This is a genomic window from Nonomuraea glycinis (genome assembly GCF_035920485.1).
Taxonomy (GTDB): Bacteria; Actinomycetota; Actinomycetes; order Streptosporangiales; family Streptosporangiaceae; genus Nonomuraea; species Nonomuraea glycinis.
The window spans coordinates 5,105,663-5,123,371 of sequence record NZ_CP109166.1; the positions used below are offsets into that span (position 1 = coordinate 5,105,663).

The 17,709-nt window shown below is 71.2% G+C and carries 16 protein-coding genes; 8 read left to right on the top strand and 8 right to left on the bottom strand.

What is annotated here, in order from left to right:
* Nucleotides 1–6: 6 nt before the first annotated feature.
* Entirely contained in the window at nucleotides 7–729 is a 723-nt protein-coding gene (locus OHA68_RS24105) for a TetR/AcrR family transcriptional regulator (RefSeq protein ID WP_327102269.1), read from the top strand.
* Here OHA68_RS24105 and OHA68_RS24110 read toward each other — a convergent pair.
* The 3 genes from OHA68_RS24110 to OHA68_RS24120 form a co-directional block, all read right to left on the bottom strand.
* Nucleotides 707–1,720 (bottom strand): hypothetical protein, encoded by a 1,014-nt coding sequence (locus OHA68_RS24110; RefSeq protein WP_327102270.1) that lies wholly within the window; start codon nucleotides 1,718–1,720, stop codon nucleotides 707–709. The genes OHA68_RS24105 and OHA68_RS24110 overlap by 23 nt on opposite strands.
* 76 nt (nucleotides 1,721–1,796) lie before the next feature.
* A complete protein-coding gene (locus OHA68_RS24115; protein WP_327102271.1) occupies nucleotides 1,797–1,970 on the bottom strand; it encodes a hypothetical protein in 174 nt (57 codons plus the stop codon).
* Nucleotides 1,967–3,208, bottom strand: coding sequence for a Gfo/Idh/MocA family protein (locus OHA68_RS24120; protein ID WP_327102272.1), 1,242 nt, complete (start codon nucleotides 3,206–3,208; stop codon nucleotides 1,967–1,969). The genes OHA68_RS24115 and OHA68_RS24120 overlap by 4 nt, the downstream gene beginning before the upstream one ends.
* Nucleotides 3,209–3,237: 29 nt before the next feature.
* Between OHA68_RS24120 and OHA68_RS24125 the strand changes: the two genes are divergently transcribed.
* Complete coding sequence (locus tag OHA68_RS24125; protein ID WP_327102273.1) at nucleotides 3,238–3,420, top strand: hypothetical protein; 183 nt, start codon at nucleotides 3,238–3,240, stop codon at nucleotides 3,418–3,420.
* Between the two features lie 155 nt (nucleotides 3,421–3,575).
* Here OHA68_RS24125 and OHA68_RS24130 read toward each other — a convergent pair whose 3' ends face one another.
* Nucleotides 3,576–4,118 carry a TetR/AcrR family transcriptional regulator gene (locus tag OHA68_RS24130; protein WP_189141500.1) on the bottom strand — a complete coding sequence of 181 codons (543 nt, stop codon included), beginning with the start codon at nucleotides 4,116–4,118 and terminating at the stop codon, nucleotides 3,576–3,578.
* A gap of 100 nt (nucleotides 4,119–4,218) precedes the next feature.
* Between OHA68_RS24130 and OHA68_RS24135 the strand changes: the two genes are divergently transcribed.
* Nucleotides 4,219–6,417, top strand: coding sequence for an MMPL family transporter (locus OHA68_RS24135; protein WP_327102274.1), 2,199 nt, complete (start codon nucleotides 4,219–4,221; stop codon nucleotides 6,415–6,417).
* Nucleotides 6,418–6,519: 102 nt separating this feature from the next.
* A complete protein-coding gene (gene gdhA / locus OHA68_RS24140; protein ID WP_327109548.1) occupies nucleotides 6,520–7,863 on the top strand; it encodes an NADP-specific glutamate dehydrogenase in 1,344 nt (447 codons plus the stop codon).
* A 64-nt stretch (nucleotides 7,864–7,927) separates the two neighbouring features.
* Here the strand turns inward: gdhA and OHA68_RS24145 are convergent, their stop codons facing one another.
* Genes OHA68_RS24145 through OHA68_RS24160 form a run of 4 tightly spaced genes read right to left on the bottom strand, consistent with a single transcriptional unit; the run spans nucleotide 7,928 to nucleotide 11,742 of the window.
* Complete coding sequence (locus OHA68_RS24145) at nucleotides 7,928–8,581, bottom strand: ArsR/SmtB family transcription factor (protein ID WP_327102275.1); 654 nt, start codon at nucleotides 8,579–8,581, stop codon at nucleotides 7,928–7,930.
* Nucleotides 8,581–9,075, bottom strand: coding sequence for a cupin domain-containing protein (locus tag OHA68_RS24150; protein WP_327102276.1), 495 nt, complete (start codon nucleotides 9,073–9,075; stop codon nucleotides 8,581–8,583). The genes OHA68_RS24145 and OHA68_RS24150 overlap by 1 nt, the downstream gene beginning before the upstream one ends.
* A 33-nt stretch (nucleotides 9,076–9,108) precedes the next feature.
* Nucleotides 9,109–10,596 carry an AAA family ATPase gene (locus OHA68_RS24155; RefSeq protein ID WP_327102277.1) on the bottom strand — a complete coding sequence of 496 codons (1,488 nt, stop codon included), beginning with the start codon at nucleotides 10,594–10,596 and terminating at the stop codon, nucleotides 9,109–9,111.
* A 57-nt stretch (nucleotides 10,597–10,653) separates the two neighbouring features.
* The gene (locus tag OHA68_RS24160; protein WP_327102278.1) at nucleotides 10,654–11,742 is read right to left on the bottom strand and encodes an alcohol dehydrogenase catalytic domain-containing protein; all 1,089 of its coding nucleotides are present in this window, start codon (nucleotides 11,740–11,742) and stop codon (nucleotides 10,654–10,656) included.
* 125 nt (nucleotides 11,743–11,867) lie between these two features.
* Here OHA68_RS24160 and OHA68_RS24165 point away from each other — a divergent pair, with 125 nt between their 5' ends.
* The 4 genes from OHA68_RS24165 (at nucleotide 11,868) to OHA68_RS24180 (ending at nucleotide 17,701) form a co-directional block, all read left to right on the top strand.
* Nucleotides 11,868–13,124 carry an ABC transporter substrate-binding protein gene (locus OHA68_RS24165; protein ID WP_327102279.1) on the top strand — a complete coding sequence of 419 codons (1,257 nt, stop codon included), beginning with the start codon at nucleotides 11,868–11,870 and terminating at the stop codon, nucleotides 13,122–13,124.
* On the top strand, nucleotides 13,121–15,943 hold the full coding sequence (locus tag OHA68_RS24170; protein ID WP_327102280.1) for an ABC transporter permease subunit: 2,823 nt from the start codon (nucleotides 13,121–13,123) through the stop codon (nucleotides 15,941–15,943). Before OHA68_RS24165 ends, OHA68_RS24170 begins: the two co-directional genes overlap by 4 nt.
* A complete protein-coding gene (locus tag OHA68_RS24175; RefSeq protein WP_327102281.1) occupies nucleotides 15,943–16,683 on the top strand; it encodes an ABC transporter ATP-binding protein in 741 nt (246 codons plus the stop codon). Before OHA68_RS24170 ends, OHA68_RS24175 begins: the two co-directional genes overlap by 1 nt.
* 181 nt (nucleotides 16,684–16,864) lie before the next feature.
* Nucleotides 16,865–17,701 carry a TIGR03619 family F420-dependent LLM class oxidoreductase gene (locus OHA68_RS24180; RefSeq protein ID WP_327102282.1) on the top strand — a complete coding sequence of 279 codons (837 nt, stop codon included), beginning with the start codon at nucleotides 16,865–16,867 and terminating at the stop codon, nucleotides 17,699–17,701.
* Nucleotides 17,702–17,709: the final 8 nt, after the last annotated feature.

A 17,709-nucleotide genomic window follows, 5' to 3' on the forward strand; every position in this document is an offset into this window, starting at 1 on the left:
GGGAGCATGACCGCCCGGACTCCTCTGCTGGTACGTGACCCCGCCGAGCCGCAGGCGCTGAGAAGCGACGCGCTGATCAATCGCAACCGCATCCTCGAGGTCGCGCGTGAGACGTTCGCCGCGCGCGGGATCGACGTGACCATGCGGGAGATCGCCCGGCGGGCCGGTGTGGGGGTGGCGACGCTCTACCGTCGCTTCCCCACCAAGGAGTCGCTGGTCACCGCGGCCTTCGCCGACCAGATGGCGGCCTGCGCGTCGGTGGTGGACGACGCGCTGGCCGATCCCGACCCGTGGCGGGGGTTCTGCACCGCGGTCGAGAGGATCTGCGCCATGCAGGCCGTGGACAAAGGGTTCACGGCGGCGTTCGTCTCAGCGTTTCCTGACAGCATTGACTTCGAGGGCGTACGTGCCTGTGCCGAGGAGGGGTTCGCCGAGCTGACGGAGCGTGCCAAGGCCTCCGGGCAGCTGCGCGCCGACTTCGCGCAGGAGGACCTCACGCTGCTGATCATGGCCAACGGCGGCATCATCGCGGACACGACCGAGACGGCGGTGGCCGCCTCCCGCAGGCTCGCGGCGCTGCTGCTGCAGTCCTTCCGCGCCCACCCGGCCGACCCGCCCGCGCCCCTGCCGCCGGCCGCCCCCATCGGACTGCACAACGTGGTGGGCAACCTCCAAGGGCCTTCGCAGGCCGTGACCGCGGGGCAGGTCAGCGGCCGCTGCCCGCGATGAGGCCGGAGTAGGAGCCGAGCACCTTGACCTGTCCCGGCTTGGCGTCCTTGGCCGGGATGTGGGCCACCACCTGCACCAGCTCCGTGGTCTTCATGTTCGTGTAGTACTTCCCGGGCAGCAGCCCGCTGTTCTGCTGGAAGACGTAGAACCGCGGCGTTCTCTGCCGCACGTCGTAGCGCCGGTCGCGCTGGAAGGTGGTGAAGGCCAGGGCGCCGCCGTCGGCGGTGCGCACGGCGTACGACGGGTAGCGGGTGGCCCGGGTGACCTCGCTGACGCGCGCGAACTTGTTCATCTCCAGGCGCTTCGACGCGGCGTTCTTGGCGAGCAGGTCGGTGGCGAACCTGGTCCCGGCCGCCTTGCCGCCCTTGCCCGCCAGGTGGGCGGCGTAGTTCCTGGCGAAGTCGGCGGGTGACATGATCAGGCCGGTGTCGTCCTGGCCGACCTCGGTGGCCGCGCCCGAGGCGTCCTTCGCGATGGCGGGCAGCTCCTGGGGGGAGGTGCCGTCGAAGGTGTCGGGCGAGTAGACCTGCCGCCAGCCGTCGTCGCCCTCGCGGGTGAACAGCAGGTACGTGGCCTCCTTCGAGATGTCCTTCTTGCGCTGCCAGTGCGCCAGGGTCAGCAGCCAGGGCCGCTCCCCGCCGGTTCCCGGGTAGAAGGTCGGCGAGGTGTAGCCGAAGGGCTCGTGCTTGATCGTCTTGCGCAGCTTGCGGCTGGAGGCGTAGCCGGCCTTGTCGATGGCCAGGCTGGAGCCGCCTTCGTACGCCGCCAGCAGTTTGTCGCTTCTGGCCTTGTTGGCGAGGTTGTTCCGCTCGATGTAGTCCTTCATGATCGCGGTGGCCTCCTGGCCCGAGAGGACGCTGGGCGCTGTGGCGCTCGGCGGAGGTGTGCTCGGTGCCTGCGCCGCGTTCCTGTTCAGCCCTGGCAGGGCGGAGCACCCCACGACCAGGAACCCTGTCATCAGGCCGCCGATGAGCCCGCCGTATCGCCGCACCTCAGGATCCTCTCCGCAATAATGGGATTAAAGGGCACAAACGTAGCAGTAAAGGTGTCAAGACGTCCCGTGATCGCTATGTGAGGGCGCCTGCCGTGAGCCCCGCGACGATGCGCCGCTGGAAGAGCAGGACGAGCAGCATCGGCCCGCGGGCGTCGCCCCGTGCGGCGGGCTCGCTCTGGGGGGACGAGCCGCAGGCCATCAGGCTGACGCCGAGCGCCGTGGCGGCTGTGAGGTGTCCGGCCTTCAACCGGGGGGTTCTTCCAGCGTGACGGTCGCGCCTTCGAGCCGGGACCGCTCGGCGGCCCAGGCGATGAGATGGCTGTGCAGGCTGTCGGCGGGGGAGGAGAGGATCGGGGTGCGGTCTCCGCTGCTGACCGCGGTGAGGAACGCCTCGATCAGGCCCTCGTCGCCGCCCCCGTGTCCGCCCGCGGCCGTCGCGTCGCCCGTGGGCCGGGTGTCGATGGTCTGCGCCCGGCCGGTGACGAAGTCGTGCACGGTAAGGCGGTCACCGTCGCCGTCGATCGAGCCCCGGGTGCCGAAGATCCGGGTCTGGCGGTGCCCGGCGGGGGTGAAGGCGGTCATGGTGAACGCCGCGGTCGCGCCGCCCTCGAACTCCATGTTCACCACCTGGTGGTCCACCACGTCGTTGTCGCAGGCGTACACACATCTGCCGTACGGGCCGGTCCTGAGCGCCGCCACGATGCCCTGCTCGGTGACGTCGTCGGTGAGCACGGTGACGGGCCAGCGCTCCTGGCCGGCCAGCGGCAGGTAGACGCGCTTGGCGGAGTAGGGGCAGTCCGGCTCGACCGCGCAGTCCAGGCAGCGGTCCGCCGCGCCCTCCGGCCGGTTCTCGGCGCGGAAGTGCTTGAGCCCGCCGAACGACGAGACGCGGGTGACCTGCCGGCCCGTCAGGTGGACCAGCCAGTCGAGGTCGTGGCAGGACTTGGCGAGCAACATGAACGTCGACTCGTCCGTCCTGCGCCAGTTGCCGCGCACGTAGGAGTGCGCCTGGTGCCACCAGCCGACCGGCTCCAGGTGCTGGATGCTGACGATCTCGCCGATCCGGCCGGCGTCGAGCAGCGCCTTGAGCGCGCGGGTGTAAGGGGTGTAGCGGAGCACGTGGCAGACGGCGAAGACCGAGCCGGAGCGCTCGGCCGCGGCGACGATCCGGCGGCAGTCGTCCTCGGAGACCGCCATCGGCTTCTCCAGCAGGATGTCGTAGCCCAGCTCGGCGAAGCGCACGGCCGGCTCGACATGGTCCCGGTCCTGCGTCGCGATGATCACCGCGTCGGCCTGGCGGTCCAGCGCCGCGAGCTCACGCCAGTCCTGGTACGGCGCGGCGTCGGCGAACCTGGCCCGCCGGCTCGCGTCAGGATCGGCCACGGCGACGACCCGGGCCCGGCCGGACTCCACCGCGTGGCGGGCGTAACCGGTGCCTCGCGAGCCCGCGCCTACGACGGCCAGCGTCACCATGTCGAACCTCACTTATGTAACCAACTAACATATGTCGGCCGATGCTACTCGGCGGCGACCGGATCGTGGCCTCGCTCGCCGACCTCAGCGGGGGCCGCCACCTCGCGGACCTGTGCCTGAGCGCGCCCCAGGTGGTCACCTCGACCTTCGGCGACGAGAGCGTGTCGCTGGGGGCCGTCCGGTTCGCGCTCGACCACGTCGAACGCGACGTCCTCGGCCTCTGAGCCCGCCTTCCGGAGGCCCGGGAACGCCGGGTGCGGCAAGGGCTCAACTCGGCAAGGGCTCAGCTCGGCAAGGGCTCAGCTCGGCAAGGGCTCAGCTCGGCAAGCGCTCGGCTCGGCGCGGGCCCGGCAAAGCACGGGGCCTCGCAGGCTTGGGCCTAGCGAGGCGAAAGGTCTTCTATGGCCAGGGTCGTGCGTAGCAGTGACTCGCGTACCCGCTCTTCGGGCAGGTTCATGGTCTGGGCGGTGCCCCACTGCAGGGCGCCCAGTACGGCCCAGCCGCGCAGGCGGGTCTCGTCGTCCGGGTCGGGGCCGGTGAGCTTGGCGAGCAGCTCGTCGCGGAAGGCCCGGATGGCCTCGCCCGGCGAGCCCGGCGGGGCGTCGTCGGCGCTGCCGATGTCCTCCATGAGCAGGCGGTTCACCGCGCGGTGCCGGACCATGAAGGTGACCAGCGCCTCGACCGTGGCCCGCCGGTCACCGGCGAAGTCGGTGCCGAGCAGCGTCAGCAGATCCTCGGCGGCGGGCGCCAGCAGCTCGGCGGCCAGCCGGTCCTTCGGGTGGAAGTGGTAGGCGACGGCCGTCTTGGTCAGTCCCACCGCGGCGGCGATGTCGGCCAGCGAGGTGAGCGCGTAACCGCGCTCGGCGAACAGGGCCCGTGCGGCCGCCAGGATCCGGGTGCGGGTGTCGTCGGCTGTGGTCATCGTCTCATTTCCATGGGTGATACAGCCTCCCGATATATCTGGCTTTATCGTATTGCCTGAACGACCGTACAGGACGGGCGTGAACGGGGGACAACGGGCGATGTCGCGTTTTCTGGGACGGCTGGGCGGCTGGTGTGCCCGCCACGGCCGGCTCGTCCTGACCTTATGGGTGATCGCCGCGGCGGCCCTGATGGGCGGCAGCATCGTGCTGGGCAGCCCGGTCAGCAACGACGCCAGCATCCCCGGCACCGACGCGCAGCGCGCCCACGACCTGATGCGCGACGGCTTCGGCCCCGGCTATGACCAGGGCGGCACCGTACAGCTGGTGATCTACTCCCCGTACGGGCCGCTCACCGAGGATCGGCCCAAGCAGGCCGTGGAGCGGACCGTCGCGGACCTCCGCACCCTGCCGCACGTCGTCCAGGTCGACTCGCCCTACCGCAGGGGCGGCATCGCCTCCAACCTGCGGATCGGCCTGGTCACCGTACGGATGGAAGGGCACGACAGCACCAAGCTCGCCGAGAACACCCAGGTTCTGTCGGCGGCCGCCGAGCCGGCCAGGCAGGCGGGGCTGGAAGTCGTTCCCGCGGACAGCTCCACCCCGGCGGACAAGGAGATCAAGACCGGGCCGAGCGAGGTCATCGGCGTGGTGTGCGCCCTGTTGGTGCTGATCTTCGCGTTCGGCACGCTCACCGCCGCACTGGTGCCGATCTTCACCGCGCTCGTCAGCGTCGCCTCGGGGCTGGGTGTGATCGGCCTGCTCGGCCATGTCGTGGACGTGCCCAAGCAGGCGGGCATCATGGCCACGATGATCGGCCTCGGCGTCGGCATCGACTACGCGCTGTTCCTGCTGTCCAGGCACCGCAGGCTGCTCGCTTCCGGGCTGCCGGTCCAGGAGGCGGTGCGCCGGGCGGTGGCCAGCTCCGGCGGGGCGGTGGTGTTCGCCGGCGGCACCGTGATCATCGCGTTGAGCGCGCTCATGCTGGGCGGGTTCCCGCTGCTGCGCACACTGGGCTGGATCACCGGCATTTCGGTCGTGTCCGCCGTGCTCACCTCGGTCACGCTGGTGCCCGCGCAGCTCGGTTTGCTGGGCCACCGCGTCAACACGCTCAAGGTGCCCTTCCTCGGCCGCCGGCCCGAGTCGTCCGGCTGGGGCGGGCTCGGCTCCTGGGTGGCCAGGCGGCCGTGGACGGTCCTGGTCGGCAGCGCGCTCGTGCTGGCCACGCTCGCCGCGCCCGCCCTCGCGCTCCAGCTCGGCTCGCTCGACGAGGGGTACGGCGCGAAGGGCGAGCCCTCCCGGCGGGCGTACGAGCTGATGGCCTCCGGGTTCGGCCCCGGCATCAACGGGCCGTTGACCGTCGTGGCGAAGGTGACCGGCGCAGACGCCGCCGTCGACCGGCTGAGCAGCGCGATCGAGGCCGTGGACGGGGTCGCGAACGTGTCGGAGGCCAAGAAGAACGACTCCGGCGACGCCGTGATGATCCAGGTCGTGCCCGAGTACGCCCCCAGCGATGCCCGGGCGGCCGAGGTCGTCAGGGAGATCCGGCGGCTGGACGTCGACGGCGTGCAGGCGCATGTGGGCGGCGAGGTGGCCGGGCTCACCGACGCGGCCGACCGGATGGCCGAGCGCACCCCGCTCGTCATCGGGGTGGTGGTGCTGCTCAGCGCGCTGCTGCTGCTGTTCGCCTTCCGGGCGCCGATTGTCGCGATCAAGGCCGCGCTGATGAACCTCGTCTCCCTCGGCGCCGCCTTCGGCGCGCTGGCGCTGGTGTTCTCCATCGGGCTGGGCAGCGGCCTGGTCGGCATGGACGCGCCGGCGAACAGCTCGTACCTGCAGACGATCTTCTTTTCGGTGCCCATCGAGAGCTATGTGCCGCTGATGCTGTTCGCGGTGCTGTTCGGGCTGTCGATGGACTACGAGGTCTTCCTGCTCACGGCGGTACGGCAGGCGTACCTCAAGCATGGGGACAACGCGCGCTCGGTCGCCGAAGGGCTGGGCTCGACCGGCAGGGTGATCACCTCGGCGGCGCTCATCATGGTCGCGGTCTTCACCGCGTTCATCGCCTACCCGGATCCGATGGTGAAGACCTTCGGGGTGGGGCTGGCGGCGGCCATCGCGGTGGACGCCACCATCATCAGAGGCTTCCTGGTCCCGGCGACCATGGTGCTGCTGGGGCGGTGGAACTGGTGGTGCCCGCGCTGGCTGGACCGGCTGCTGCCGAACCTGTCGGTGGAAGGGCACGAGGACGAGGACGCCCCGGCCCGCCCGCCCGTCCCCGTCATGTCCGGGCAGAGCTGACCACCCGGCGGTTCTTCGCCCGTCCCGCCGCCCCGGATACATCTCACTTATTGCCGCCCCTTAAAGTGAGGAATGTAACGGTACGTGAACTGGGGGACTTCGGTGTTGCACGAGAAGCTGTCGTCGATCTATGACAACGTCCTTCGGCGCAATCCCGGGGAGATCGAGTTCCACCAGGCGGTGCGCGAGGTCCTGGAGAGCGTCGGGCCGGTCCTCGGCAAGCATCCTGAGTACGCCGAATCGAAGATCATCGAGCGCATCTGCGAGCCCGAGCGGCAGATCATCTTCCGGGTGCCGTGGGCGGACGACAGCGGCGAGGTGCACATCAACCGCGGCTTCCGGGTCGAGTTCAACAGCGCGCTGGGGCCGTACAAGGGTGGGCTGCGTTTTCACCCGTCGGTCTATCTGGGGATCGTCAAGTTCCTCGGGTTCGAGCAGATCTTCAAGAACAGCCTGACCGGCCTGCCCATCGGCGGCGGCAAGGGCGGCTCGGACTTCGACCCCAAGGGGCGCTCCGAGCGGGAGGTCATGCGGTTCTGCCAGAGCTTCATGACCGAGCTCTACCGCCACATCGGCGAGTACACCGACGTCCCCGCCGGTGACATCGGCGTCGGCGGGCGCGAGGTCGGCTTCCTGTTCGGCCAGTACAAGCGCATCACCAACCGCTTCGAGTCCGGCGTCATCACCGGCAAGGGGCTGTCGTACGGCGGCGCCCAGGTCCGCACCGAGGCCACCGGCTACGGGTGCGCGTTCTTCGTGGAGGAGATGCTCAGGGCGCGCGGCACCTCCTTCGACGGCAAGACGGTCGTGGTGTCCGGCTCCGGCAACGTGGCCGTCTACGCCATCGAGAAGGTCGAGCAGCTCGGCGGCAGGGTGGTGGCCTGCTCCGACTCTGCCGGCTACGTGGTCGACGACAAGGGCATCGACCTGGAGCTGCTCAAGCAGATCAAGCAGGTCGAGCGCGGCCGGCTGGAGACCTACGCCGCCCGCCGCGGCGATCACGTCGCCTTCGTGCCGGGGCGCAGCGTGTGGGAGGTGCCCTGCGAGGTGGCGATGCCGTCCGCCACGCAGAACGAGATCACCGGCCGCGACGCCGCGAAGATGGTGGAGACCGGCTGCGTGGCCGTCGGCGAGGGGGCGAACATGCCCACCACCCCTGAAGGCATCAAGATCTTCCTGGAGGCGGGCGTCGCCTTCGGCCCCGGCAAGGCCGCCAACGCCGGGGGCGTGGCCACCAGCGCGCTGGAGATGCAGCAGAACGCCAGCCGCGACTCGTGGACCTTCGAGGCCACCGAGCTCCGCCTGCGGGAGATCATGCGCGACATCCACGGCCGCTGCGTGGAGACCGCCGACGAGTACGGCATGCCGGGCAACTACGTGGCGGGCGCCAACATCGACGGCTTCCGCCGGGTCGCCGACGCGATGCTGTCCCTGGGCCTGATCTGACCCTGGGCCTGATCTGTCCCTCGGCCTGATCTGTCCCTCGGTCGGATCCGGCCCGAAGCCGGATCTAAGGCGATTCCTGGACGGCGCGCCCCGAACGGCGCCAGCCGGTGAGGCCACCGTCCAGGGGCCGCGCCCGGTAGCCGTGCGAGCGCAGCACCTCCACCGCACGAGGGGAGACCACGCAGTACGGCCCGCCGCAGTAAGCGATGATCTCCGCGTCGCCGGGCAGTTCGCCCAGCCGGTCCAGCAACTCCTTCAACGGCACCGACACCGCGCCGGGCACATGCCCCTCGGCGTAGGCCGCGGCCGAGCGCACGTCCACGACCACCGTGTCCGGCTCCCGCAGCCGTGCGGCCAGCTCGGCGGCCGTCACCGCCTCGAACGAGCCGAGCCGCTCCTCGACGGCGTCCCGCAGATCGGCGAGCCGTTCGTGGGCGAACCCCTGGAACTGGCCGAGAAAGCGCGACACCCGCTCGTCGGCCAGCCGGTAGTAGACCCGGGTGCCGTCCTTCCGGCTGGTCACCAGGTGCGCGGCGCGGAGCTGCTGGAGCTGGGCCGAGGTGTTCTTCAGCGCCACGCCCGCCTCCTCCGACAGCTCCTCGACCGTACGTTCGCGCTGGTCGAGCACGTCGAGCAGGCGCAGCCGGACCGGATTGGACAGCGCCTTGCCGATGCGGGCGAGCTGCTGGTAGATCGGCTCTTCCGGGAAGTCGGGCATCAGACCATGAACTGGTCGTGGCGTCGGAACAGCTCGGTCCACTCCTCGTCGCTGAGCTGCCGGTCGTTGGTTCTGATGTCGGCGAGCGCCTCGAAGTAGGCCTCGCGCGGCGCTCCCGGCGTGAACAGGATCAACATCGTCGCCGGCTGCCCGGACTCGTTGCTGAAGGCGTGGATGCCGCCCTCGGGCACGTACAGGAAGTCACCCGGTGTCCCGTCCGTCCACGTGACGCCGTTGTAGAGCCGGACGCTGCCGGACAGGACGTAGAAGGACTCGGTCATCCCCCGGTGGAAGTGCGGGCTCGCCCCGCCGGGCTTCGGGCCCATCTCCCACCGGTAGAGCCCGAACGCGCCGTTCGTGGAAGCTCCGGTGCTCAGGTAGTGCACCTGGGTGCCGCCGGGGCTCATCACCAGGTCGGGCTCCTGCACGGCCGGCCGGAGCACCCCGGTGCTCTCGCCGCTCTCACCCAGATAACGCGCGGGGGGATAGGACATACCGCCTCCTCTAATCTTCTAATGTTCTTTAGATTAGCGACTCACAGTCGATCCGTAAAGAGTAGGAAGATCTACGAGCAGGACCCGCGCGTCGGACCGGGCCGCAGCCGTCAGTTCCTCGTCGAAGCCCGCGCCGCCGTAGCAGGCGAGCACCGTCTCGCTCGTGTCGTAACCCTTGACCTCCAGGAGGTCACGCGCCTGGCGGAGCCTGTCCAGGTGCCGCAGTCCCATCACCTTCCCCCACTTCGCCTCGCCCAGGGAGCGCACCTTTCTCGGCTCGCCGGCGAAGGCGGGCGAGAGCACCGCGACGTCGATCTGGATCTTGCGCTCCTTCTTGTCGCGGCTGCCGGGATCCGTCACGGTGCCCGCGGCGACCTCGCCGACGGGCCCGAACAGGTCGTCGCCGTAACGGGAGGCGTACTCCCGGCAGAGTGTCTCGAAGTGCGGACCCATGATGGCGGAGGAGAAGCGCCCGCGAGCCCGCTCCCAGACCTGGGCGGCGTGCCCGGTGGTGAGGGCGGCCCACTCGGGGCGCATGATCGCCTGGTAGAAGGCGATGATCGGCTCCGCGATCCGGTAACAGGTGGCGTTGGACTGGAACGCGTCCCGCTCCTTGACCACCAGCCCGCAGTCTTCCAGCACCCGCAGCGGATGAGTGATGTCGGAGGACTTGTAGCCGATGTGCCCGGCGATGCGCCCCCAGGTGTGGTTGCCTTCCGCGATGGCGGCCAGCACCGAGTGGTAGAGGGCCGGGTCGCGAATGTCGGCCTCCTCGGCGAGGAGGTACCGGCCCTCGCGGAAGAGAGGGCGGCGCCGGTCGAGCACGGAGCGGACCACCCAGGCGTCGAAGTCCTCCAGCGACCGGGGTGTGTCCGACGCCACGAACTCATGCCGATAGGCAGGGGTGCCCCCGGCGATCGCGTGCACCATGGCCGCGAGCCGGGGATCTTCGAGCTCCCAGAACTCGTCGGCCGCGCGGAACGGCAGCGGCTGGACGACCAGCTCCAGCCGGGCGCGGCCGCGCAGCGGAGCCTGTCCGGACAGCACCTTGCCCATGACGGACAGGGCCGACCCGCAGATCAGCAGCCTGGCCTGGCTCGTGCCGCGATGCGTCCGGCCACGCAGGTCGATCTCCTGCTTGAGGATGGAGGGCAGAGCGGGATTGGCCTTCATCAGGTACGGGAACTCGTCGATGATCAACGGCATGGGCCGCTCACCGGGAAGCGAGAACATGAAGGTCAGCGCGTCCCGCCAGTCCGCGAAGGGCAGGCCCACGGGGGAGCCGGTGTGCTGTCCGAGGGTCATGCCGAAGAGCCGGAGCAGCTCGATGTCGGTGCCCTCGGTGGCCTCGAAGTAGAAGCCGCCGAGCTCCTCGGCCAGCGCGCGGAGCAGGAAGGTCTTTCCCTGCCGCCGTCGCCCGCTCACCACCCCGAAGGCCACCTCGGGCTGGGTCCCGGTGGCGAACTCCGTGAGTGCCTGCCACTCCCAGTCGCGATCGAAGATGTAGGCGGGCTTTACCATGGGCGACTCCGCATGCACTGAAGTACGTTCCAGCGAACTGTACTTCAGTGGATCGGCTCAGAAGACGATGACGGAGCGGGCGACCGTGCCCTGCTTGGTGTGGGTGATCGCGTCGTTGATCTGGTCCAGCGGGAGGCGTTCGGTGATCAGGCCGTTGAGGTCGAGGCGGCCGCGCCGGTACTGGTCGGCGAGCATCGGCAGGTCGCGGTGGGGGGCCGCGTCGCCGCCCTGGGTGCCCATGAGGCGGCGGGAGGCGAACAGCAGGGCGGGGTCGAGCTCGATCGGGCGGCCGGCCGGAGGGCTGCCGACCATGACGGTGGCGCCGCCCGACCGGGTGGCGGCGAAGGTACTGGCGAGCACGCCGGGCACGCCCGTGACGTCGAAGGCGTAGTCGACGCCGCCGTTGGCCAGTTCGCCCACCTGGGCGGGGAGGTCGGCGGGCGTGAGGGTGTGGGTGGCGCCGAAGCGCTCGGCCAGTTTGAGCTTCGGCTCCGCCACGTCGGCGGCGATGATCGTGGTGGCGCCGGCGAGGACGGCGCCCTGGATGACGTTCAGGCCGACGCCGCCGCAGCCGACGACCAGGACGGAGGAGCCGGGGGTGACCCGGGCGACGTTGAGCACCGCGCCGACGCCCGTGACGACGCCGCAGGCCAGCAGGCACATGGCGTCGAACGGGGCATCAGGGGCGATCTTCACGCACATGGCCTCGGCGACGACGGTGTACTCGGCGAACGAGCCGATGCCGATGAAGCGGCGGGCCTGCTCGCCGTCCAGGGTGGCGCGGGGCGGACCGCCCATGACGGCGGTCATCCTGGCCCGCCCCGAGCACAGGTGGAAGCGGCCCGCGCCGCAGCTCCGGCACTTCCCGCAGGGGCCGTTCATGGCGACGATCACGTGGTCGCCGGGAGCGACGCCGGTCACGCCGGGGCCGGTGCTCTCCACGATGCCGGCGCTCTCGTGGCCGAGGATGAACGGCAGGCGGGAGACGACCGGGCTCTTGCCGTCGATGGCCTTGAGGTCGGAGCCGCACACGCCGGACGCCTTGATCTGGACCCGGACCTCGCCGGGGCCCGGGTCGGCGATCTCGACGTCGCGGACCTCCAGCGGGGCGTCGAAGGCGGTCAGCACGGCCGCGCGCATCAGCATGCGCCCACGCTAGCCCGGCCGCCGGTCTCTAACAAGCGGTTGCTCGGTCGATTGACACCCCTGCGGGGCGAACTTACGCTGACCGCAAAACCAAGCGAGCGCTAGGCCAAAACCCGGAGGCTCACGTGCGGCATACGGTACGGCGAGGCGTGGCGGCGCTGGCGGCGGCCGGAATGCTGGCGGGCTGCGCGGCCGAGCAGAGCGGCGGCGGCGGGACCGGCGGCACCGGGACCGCGCCGGGGGTGACGGCCACCACGGTCAAGATCGGCGGCGTGCTCACCAAGACCAGCGCCAGCGGCTACTCCACCAAGGACGCCGAACTCGGCGCGAAGGCCAGGTTCGAGCGGGCCAACGCCGAAGGCGGCGTGCACGGGCGCACGATCGACTTCCTCGGCGCGGAGGACGACGGCCAGGACGCGGCCAAGGGCGACGCCGCCGCCAAGAAACTCGTGCAGAAGGACCAGGTGTTCGCCCTGGTGCCGGTGCACGCGCCGAACTTCGGCGGGGCCGCCTTCCTGGAGCGGGAGGGCGTGCCGTGGTTCGGCTGGGCGACCGGGCCGCAGTGGTGCGGCACGAAGACCGGCTTCGGCTACAACGGCTGCCTGGCCCCCAAGCCGGGCGCGGGCTCCCAGACGTGGTGGGGCAGGCAGCTGGCCGACCTGCTCGGCGGCTCCGAAGGCAAGAGCGTGTACGTACAGACCTCCGACTCCAGCGGCAGCAAGTACGGCGGGACCACGATCTCGCAGTCGTTCACCGCGGCCGGGTTCGAGCTCGCCGGGGTGAACTCCGCACTCCCCGGCGCCGCGCCCCCGCCCGACTGGCTCCCGTACGTGAACAAGATCATGACCTCGGACGACGGCGGCCCGCCCGACGTCGTGGTGTCGGTGATCGCCGGCACCAAGTTCAACGTCGGGCTCTACTCGGCGCTGAAGCGGGCCGGCTACAAGGGGGTGCTCACCGACGCCACCAGCTACGACGCCGCCGTCCTGAAGGACCCGGCGAGCGCGCAGGCGCTGGAGGGCGTGATCGCCGCGCCCATGTTCGAGCCGTTCGAGTCCGACGCCCCGGAGATCGCCCGGCTCAGGGCCGACGTCGAGAAGGTCGCGCCGGGCACCACCCTGACCCAGCACCTGGCCATCGGCTACTGGGCCGCCGACATCTTCCTCGACCTGCTGGCCAAGACCGGCAAGGAGCTGACCAGGGAGAAGTTCCTGGCCACCGCGAACGGCTCCTACGCCTACGACAATCCGGGCTTCGGCCGGATCCGCTACCCGAAGGACCACAGCGAGCCGAACGGCTGTGGCGCTTTGGTCAAGCTGGAGGGCGGCGCCTTCCAGGTGGCCAGGGGCATGAAGTGCTTCGACAACGTGCCACTTAAATGATCGTCGATTACGTCCTCAGCGGGCTGGTCACCGGCGCGATCTTCGCGATCATGGGCTCCGGCCTGACCCTGTCGTACGCGGCCACCGGCGTGTTCAACTTCGCCCACGGGGCCATCGGCTTCCTGACGGCCCTGGTGTTCTACCAGCTGAACGTGGCGCTGGGGCTGCCCGCCTGGCTGTCCGCGCTGATCGCCGTCGCCCTGTTCGCCCCTTCGCTCGGCTACCTGCTGCACCGGGCCATGTTCGCCGGGCTCGCCCAGGCGGGGGAGACCGCGCAGATCGTCGGCACCATCGGGCTCACGATCGCGCTGCCCGCGCTCGGCCTGCTCGTGGTGGACCTGCTCGGGCTGCCCAGCGCGGACGCCACCGCGCTGCCGCGCGGCATCGGCCCGCACCCGGCGGTGGGTCTCGAACCGCTCGGCGTGCGCCTGGACACCGACCAGCTCATCACCTTCGCCTTCTCGGTGGTCACCGCCGCCGGGCTGTGGGCGTTCATGCGGCACACTCCGTACGGCCTGCGCATGCGGGCCTCGGTCGACCGGCGGCGGCTGGCCACGCTGCGCGGCATCGATGTGGCCGCCACCTCGGCCCTGGCCTGGACGCTCGGCTCTGGCCTGGCCGGGCTCGCCGGGGTGCTGGCCGTCTCGGTGGTCGGACTCGACGCCACCGCGTACACCGTGCTGTTGTTCGCCTCGGCGACGGCGGCGGTGTTCGGGCGGCTGCGGTCGATCCCGTGGACGTTCGCCGCCGGGCTCGCGCTGGGCGTGGTGCAGAACCTGGTCGCCGGATACACCGACTTCCTCGAAGAGGTCACCGGGCTGCGGACGGCGGTGCCGGTCATCCTGCTGTTCGCCGGGCTGGTGCTGCTCAACCGGTCACGGGAGCGGGTCGCGGGCAGCGCCGCCGAGGACGCGCCGCCGCCCGACCACCTGGCCGGGGTGCCGCTGTGGCGGCGCAGGCTGCCGTGGGTGGTGGCGCTGGCCGCGCTGGTGGGGTTCACCTTCACCGGGCCTGATTACTACGTGGGCATCGCCGCCCAAGGGCTGGTGCTGGCGCTGATCTTCTGCTCGTTCGTGGTGGTGACCGGGATCGGCGGCATGGTGAACCTGGCCCAGGCGTCCTTCGCCGCGATGGCGGCGCTGACCTGCGGGTGGGCGTTCGCCTCCGGGCTGCCGTTCCTGGTGGCGATCCTGCTGGGGGTGCTGGCGGCGGGCGCGGTCGGGCTGCTGGTGGCGCTGCCCGCGCTCCGGCTCGGCGGGCGGGTGCTCACCCTGGCCACGCTCGCGCTGGCGCTCCTCGCGGACCAGGTGCTGTTCCAGGTGGACGCGTTCAGCAACGGCACGATCGGGTGGTCGCTGCCGGCGCTGGGGTTCGGGTTCGCGGACACGTCCGATGCGCGGGTGCGGGTGGTGTTGCTGCTCGTGCTGATCGGCGTTGTCGGACTTCTCGTGAAAAATCTCGAAAAATCGGCGTCTGGGAGGGCGATTCTGGCGGTTCGGTCGGCGCCGGCGGCCGCCGTCACCTCCGGGCTGTCCGCCCCGCGCACCAAGATCCTCCTCTTCGTGCTCGCCTCCGCGATCGCCGGGCTCGGCGGGGTGCTGTACGCGATCTCCAAGGGCTCGATCACGGCCACCGACCTGCCGGCCTCCGCCGGGTTCGTCTGGCTGGCCGTGGTCGTGCTGCAGGGCGTGCGGCGGATCGGCGGCGCCGTGCTCGGCGGGCTGATCGCCGTCGTCTTTCCCGAGCTGCTGGCCACCTGGGACGTGTCGGCGCACGTGGGGGCCATCCTGTTCGGGGCGGGCGGCATGATCCTCGCCAAGCACCCGGACGGCGTCCTGTCCCAACTCGCCGAATCCCGCCACCACCGCCGCACCCGCCGCACCCGCCGCGCGGAGCCGCCGGCCCAGGAGCGCCCGGTGGGTCCGGATCATCGGGAGCCTCCTGTGGGTCCGGTCAGTCCGGATCATCGGGAACCTCTCGTGGGCCCGGTGGGTCCGGAACATCGTGGCCCATCTGCGGGCATGGGGGACTCGGCGGATGCGGAGCATCCGGTAAGGCGCGATCTTCGGGTGGCTGTGGGTCGGTCCGGGGGCGGGGCCGCCGATCGGCTCGGTCCGGAGGCGTTCGGTGACGGGTCTCGGGAACTGTTCCGGCTGGAGAACGTCGTGGCCGGGTACGCCGACTGCACCGTACTGCGCGGTGTGGACCTGGTCGTCCGGCCGGGGGAGGCGGTCGCGTTGCTCGGCGCCAACGGCGCGGGCAAGTCCACCGCCTGTGCCGTCGCGGCCGGGGACCTGCCCGCGACCGCCGGGCGGGTGCTGCTCGACGGCGCCGACATCACCGCCTGGCCCGCGTACCGCCGAGCGCGGGCGGGCGTCCTGCTGGCTCCCGAGGGCCGTGGCGTGTTCCCCGGTCTCACCGTGGAGGAGAACCTGCGCACCTGGCTGCCCGACCCGGCTCAGGTGTACGAGCGGCTGCCACGGCTCGCCGAGCGCCGGGCCGTACCGGCGGGGGCGTTGTCGGGTGGCGAGCAGCAACTGCTCACCCTCGCCCCGGCGCTGGTCCGGCCGCCACGGGTGCTGATCGCCGACGAGCCGTCGCTCGGGCTCGCGCCGCTGGTCGTTCAGCAGGTCTTCGAGCTCTTCGCCGAGCTGCGCGAGCGCGGGGTGGCGCTGCTTCTGGTGGAGGAGAAGGCCACGGAGGCGCTGCGGATCGCCGACCGGGTGGCGTTCATGCGTCTCGGCCGCGTCACCTGGACGGGCCCGCGCGCCGAGGTCGACGGCGACCGCCTGACAGCCGCTTATCTGGGGGCGACGTGATGCTGGCCGTACAAGGGGTGTCGGTGGCCTTCGGTGGGGTCAGGGCGTTGTCGGAGGTGACCTTCGAGGTGCCCGACGGGCAGGTGTGCGGGGTGATCGGGCCCAACGGGGCGGGGAAGACGACGCTGTTCGACGTGGTGACGGGGTTGCGCCGGGCGGATGCGGGGCGGGTGCGGGTCGGGGGTGAGGACATGACCGGGCTCTCGGCGGTGCGCAGGGCTCGCGGAGGGGTGCGGCGGACGTTCCAGCGGCCGCAGGTGTTCGGGCGGCTGACCGTGGCCGACAACGTGCTGGCGGCGCTGGACTGGCGCGGTGGCGGCGGCGGGCTGCTCGCCGACCTGGCGGGATGGCCCGCCCGGCGGCGGCTCGAACGTGAGCGCAGGACACGGGTGGCGCAGGTGCTGGAGCTGTGCGGGCTGACCGAGGTGCGTGACGCCTACGCGGCCGCGCTGCCGGTGGGCCGGCGCAGGCTCGTCGAGCTGGCCCGTGCCCTCGCCGACCGGCCGCGCCTGCTGCTGCTTGACGAGCCCACCTCCGGGCTGGACGCCGACCAGACCGCCCGGCTGGCCGAGGTGGTGGCCGCCCTGGACACGACCGTGCTACTGGTCGAGCACGACATGGGTTTCGTCATGGGCGCCTGCGACCGGCTCGTGGTGCTCGACCTGGGCAGGGTGATCGCGTCGGGGCCACCGGAACGGGTCCGCGACGACCCCGCCGTACGGGCCGCGTATCTGGGGTGAGGTCCCCTGCGGCAATCGGCCAGAATCCCGCCGGTGCCCGGTGCCCGGTGCCCGGTGCCCGGTGCCCGGTGCCCGGTGCCCGGTGCCCGGTGCCCGGTGCCCGGTGCCCGGTGCCCGGTGCCCGGTGCCGTGCTCGGCTGTCCGGATGGTGTTTTGACCAAGCGTTTGTTAGGTTGGCAGGGTGAGATTCGGGGTGCCCCTGGGGCTCGTCCATCCGGCCGCGTGGAAGGACGTCGCGGTGGCCGCCGACGAGCTCGGGTATGAGTCCGTCTGGCTGCCAGAGCATCTCGTCTTCGCCGCCGACCTCTCGCTGGCCGCCTATCCCAGCTCCTCGCGACCCGCCATCAGGCCGTCCACGCCGCTGTACGACGCGCCCGCGTACCTGTGCTTCCTGGCCGGGGTCACCAGTCGCGTCCGGCTGGGCACGGCGGTGCAGTTGCTGGCGCTGCGGCACCCGTTCGTGTCGGCCCGCGCCTTCGCCACTCTCGACGCGGTCTCCTCCGGGCGGGCGATCTGCGGCGTGGGGGCCGGGTGGTATCGCGGCGAATGGGACGCGGCAGGGGTGCCCTTCGCATCGCGGGGGGCACGGCTCGACGAGGCCATCGAGGTGGTCAGGCGGCTGTGGAGCGAGCCGCTGGTCGCGCATTCGGGGGCCTTCTACGCTTTTCCTGAGGTGGCGTTCGAGCCCAAGCCCGTGCAGTCCCGGCTGCCCATCCTGGCCGGTGGCGAGTCGGGCGCCGCGCTGCGCAGGGCGGCGCGGTTGTGTGACGGGTGGATCAGCATGCCGCACACGCTGGAGACGATCATCCCCCAGTTGCGGCGGCTGGAAGCCCTCGGCGGGGCCGCGTCCATCACGGCCCACGCCTACGAGCTGTCCGCACCGGACGAGGTGGCGTCGTGGGCGGCCCTGGGGGTGGACCGGCTGATCGTCCGCCCCTGGACCCGCACCCGAGACGCGGTGACCGCCCTGACCACCTTCGCCGCCGACCACAACCTCTCGCCCGACCCCTCAGCCTGACCACCACG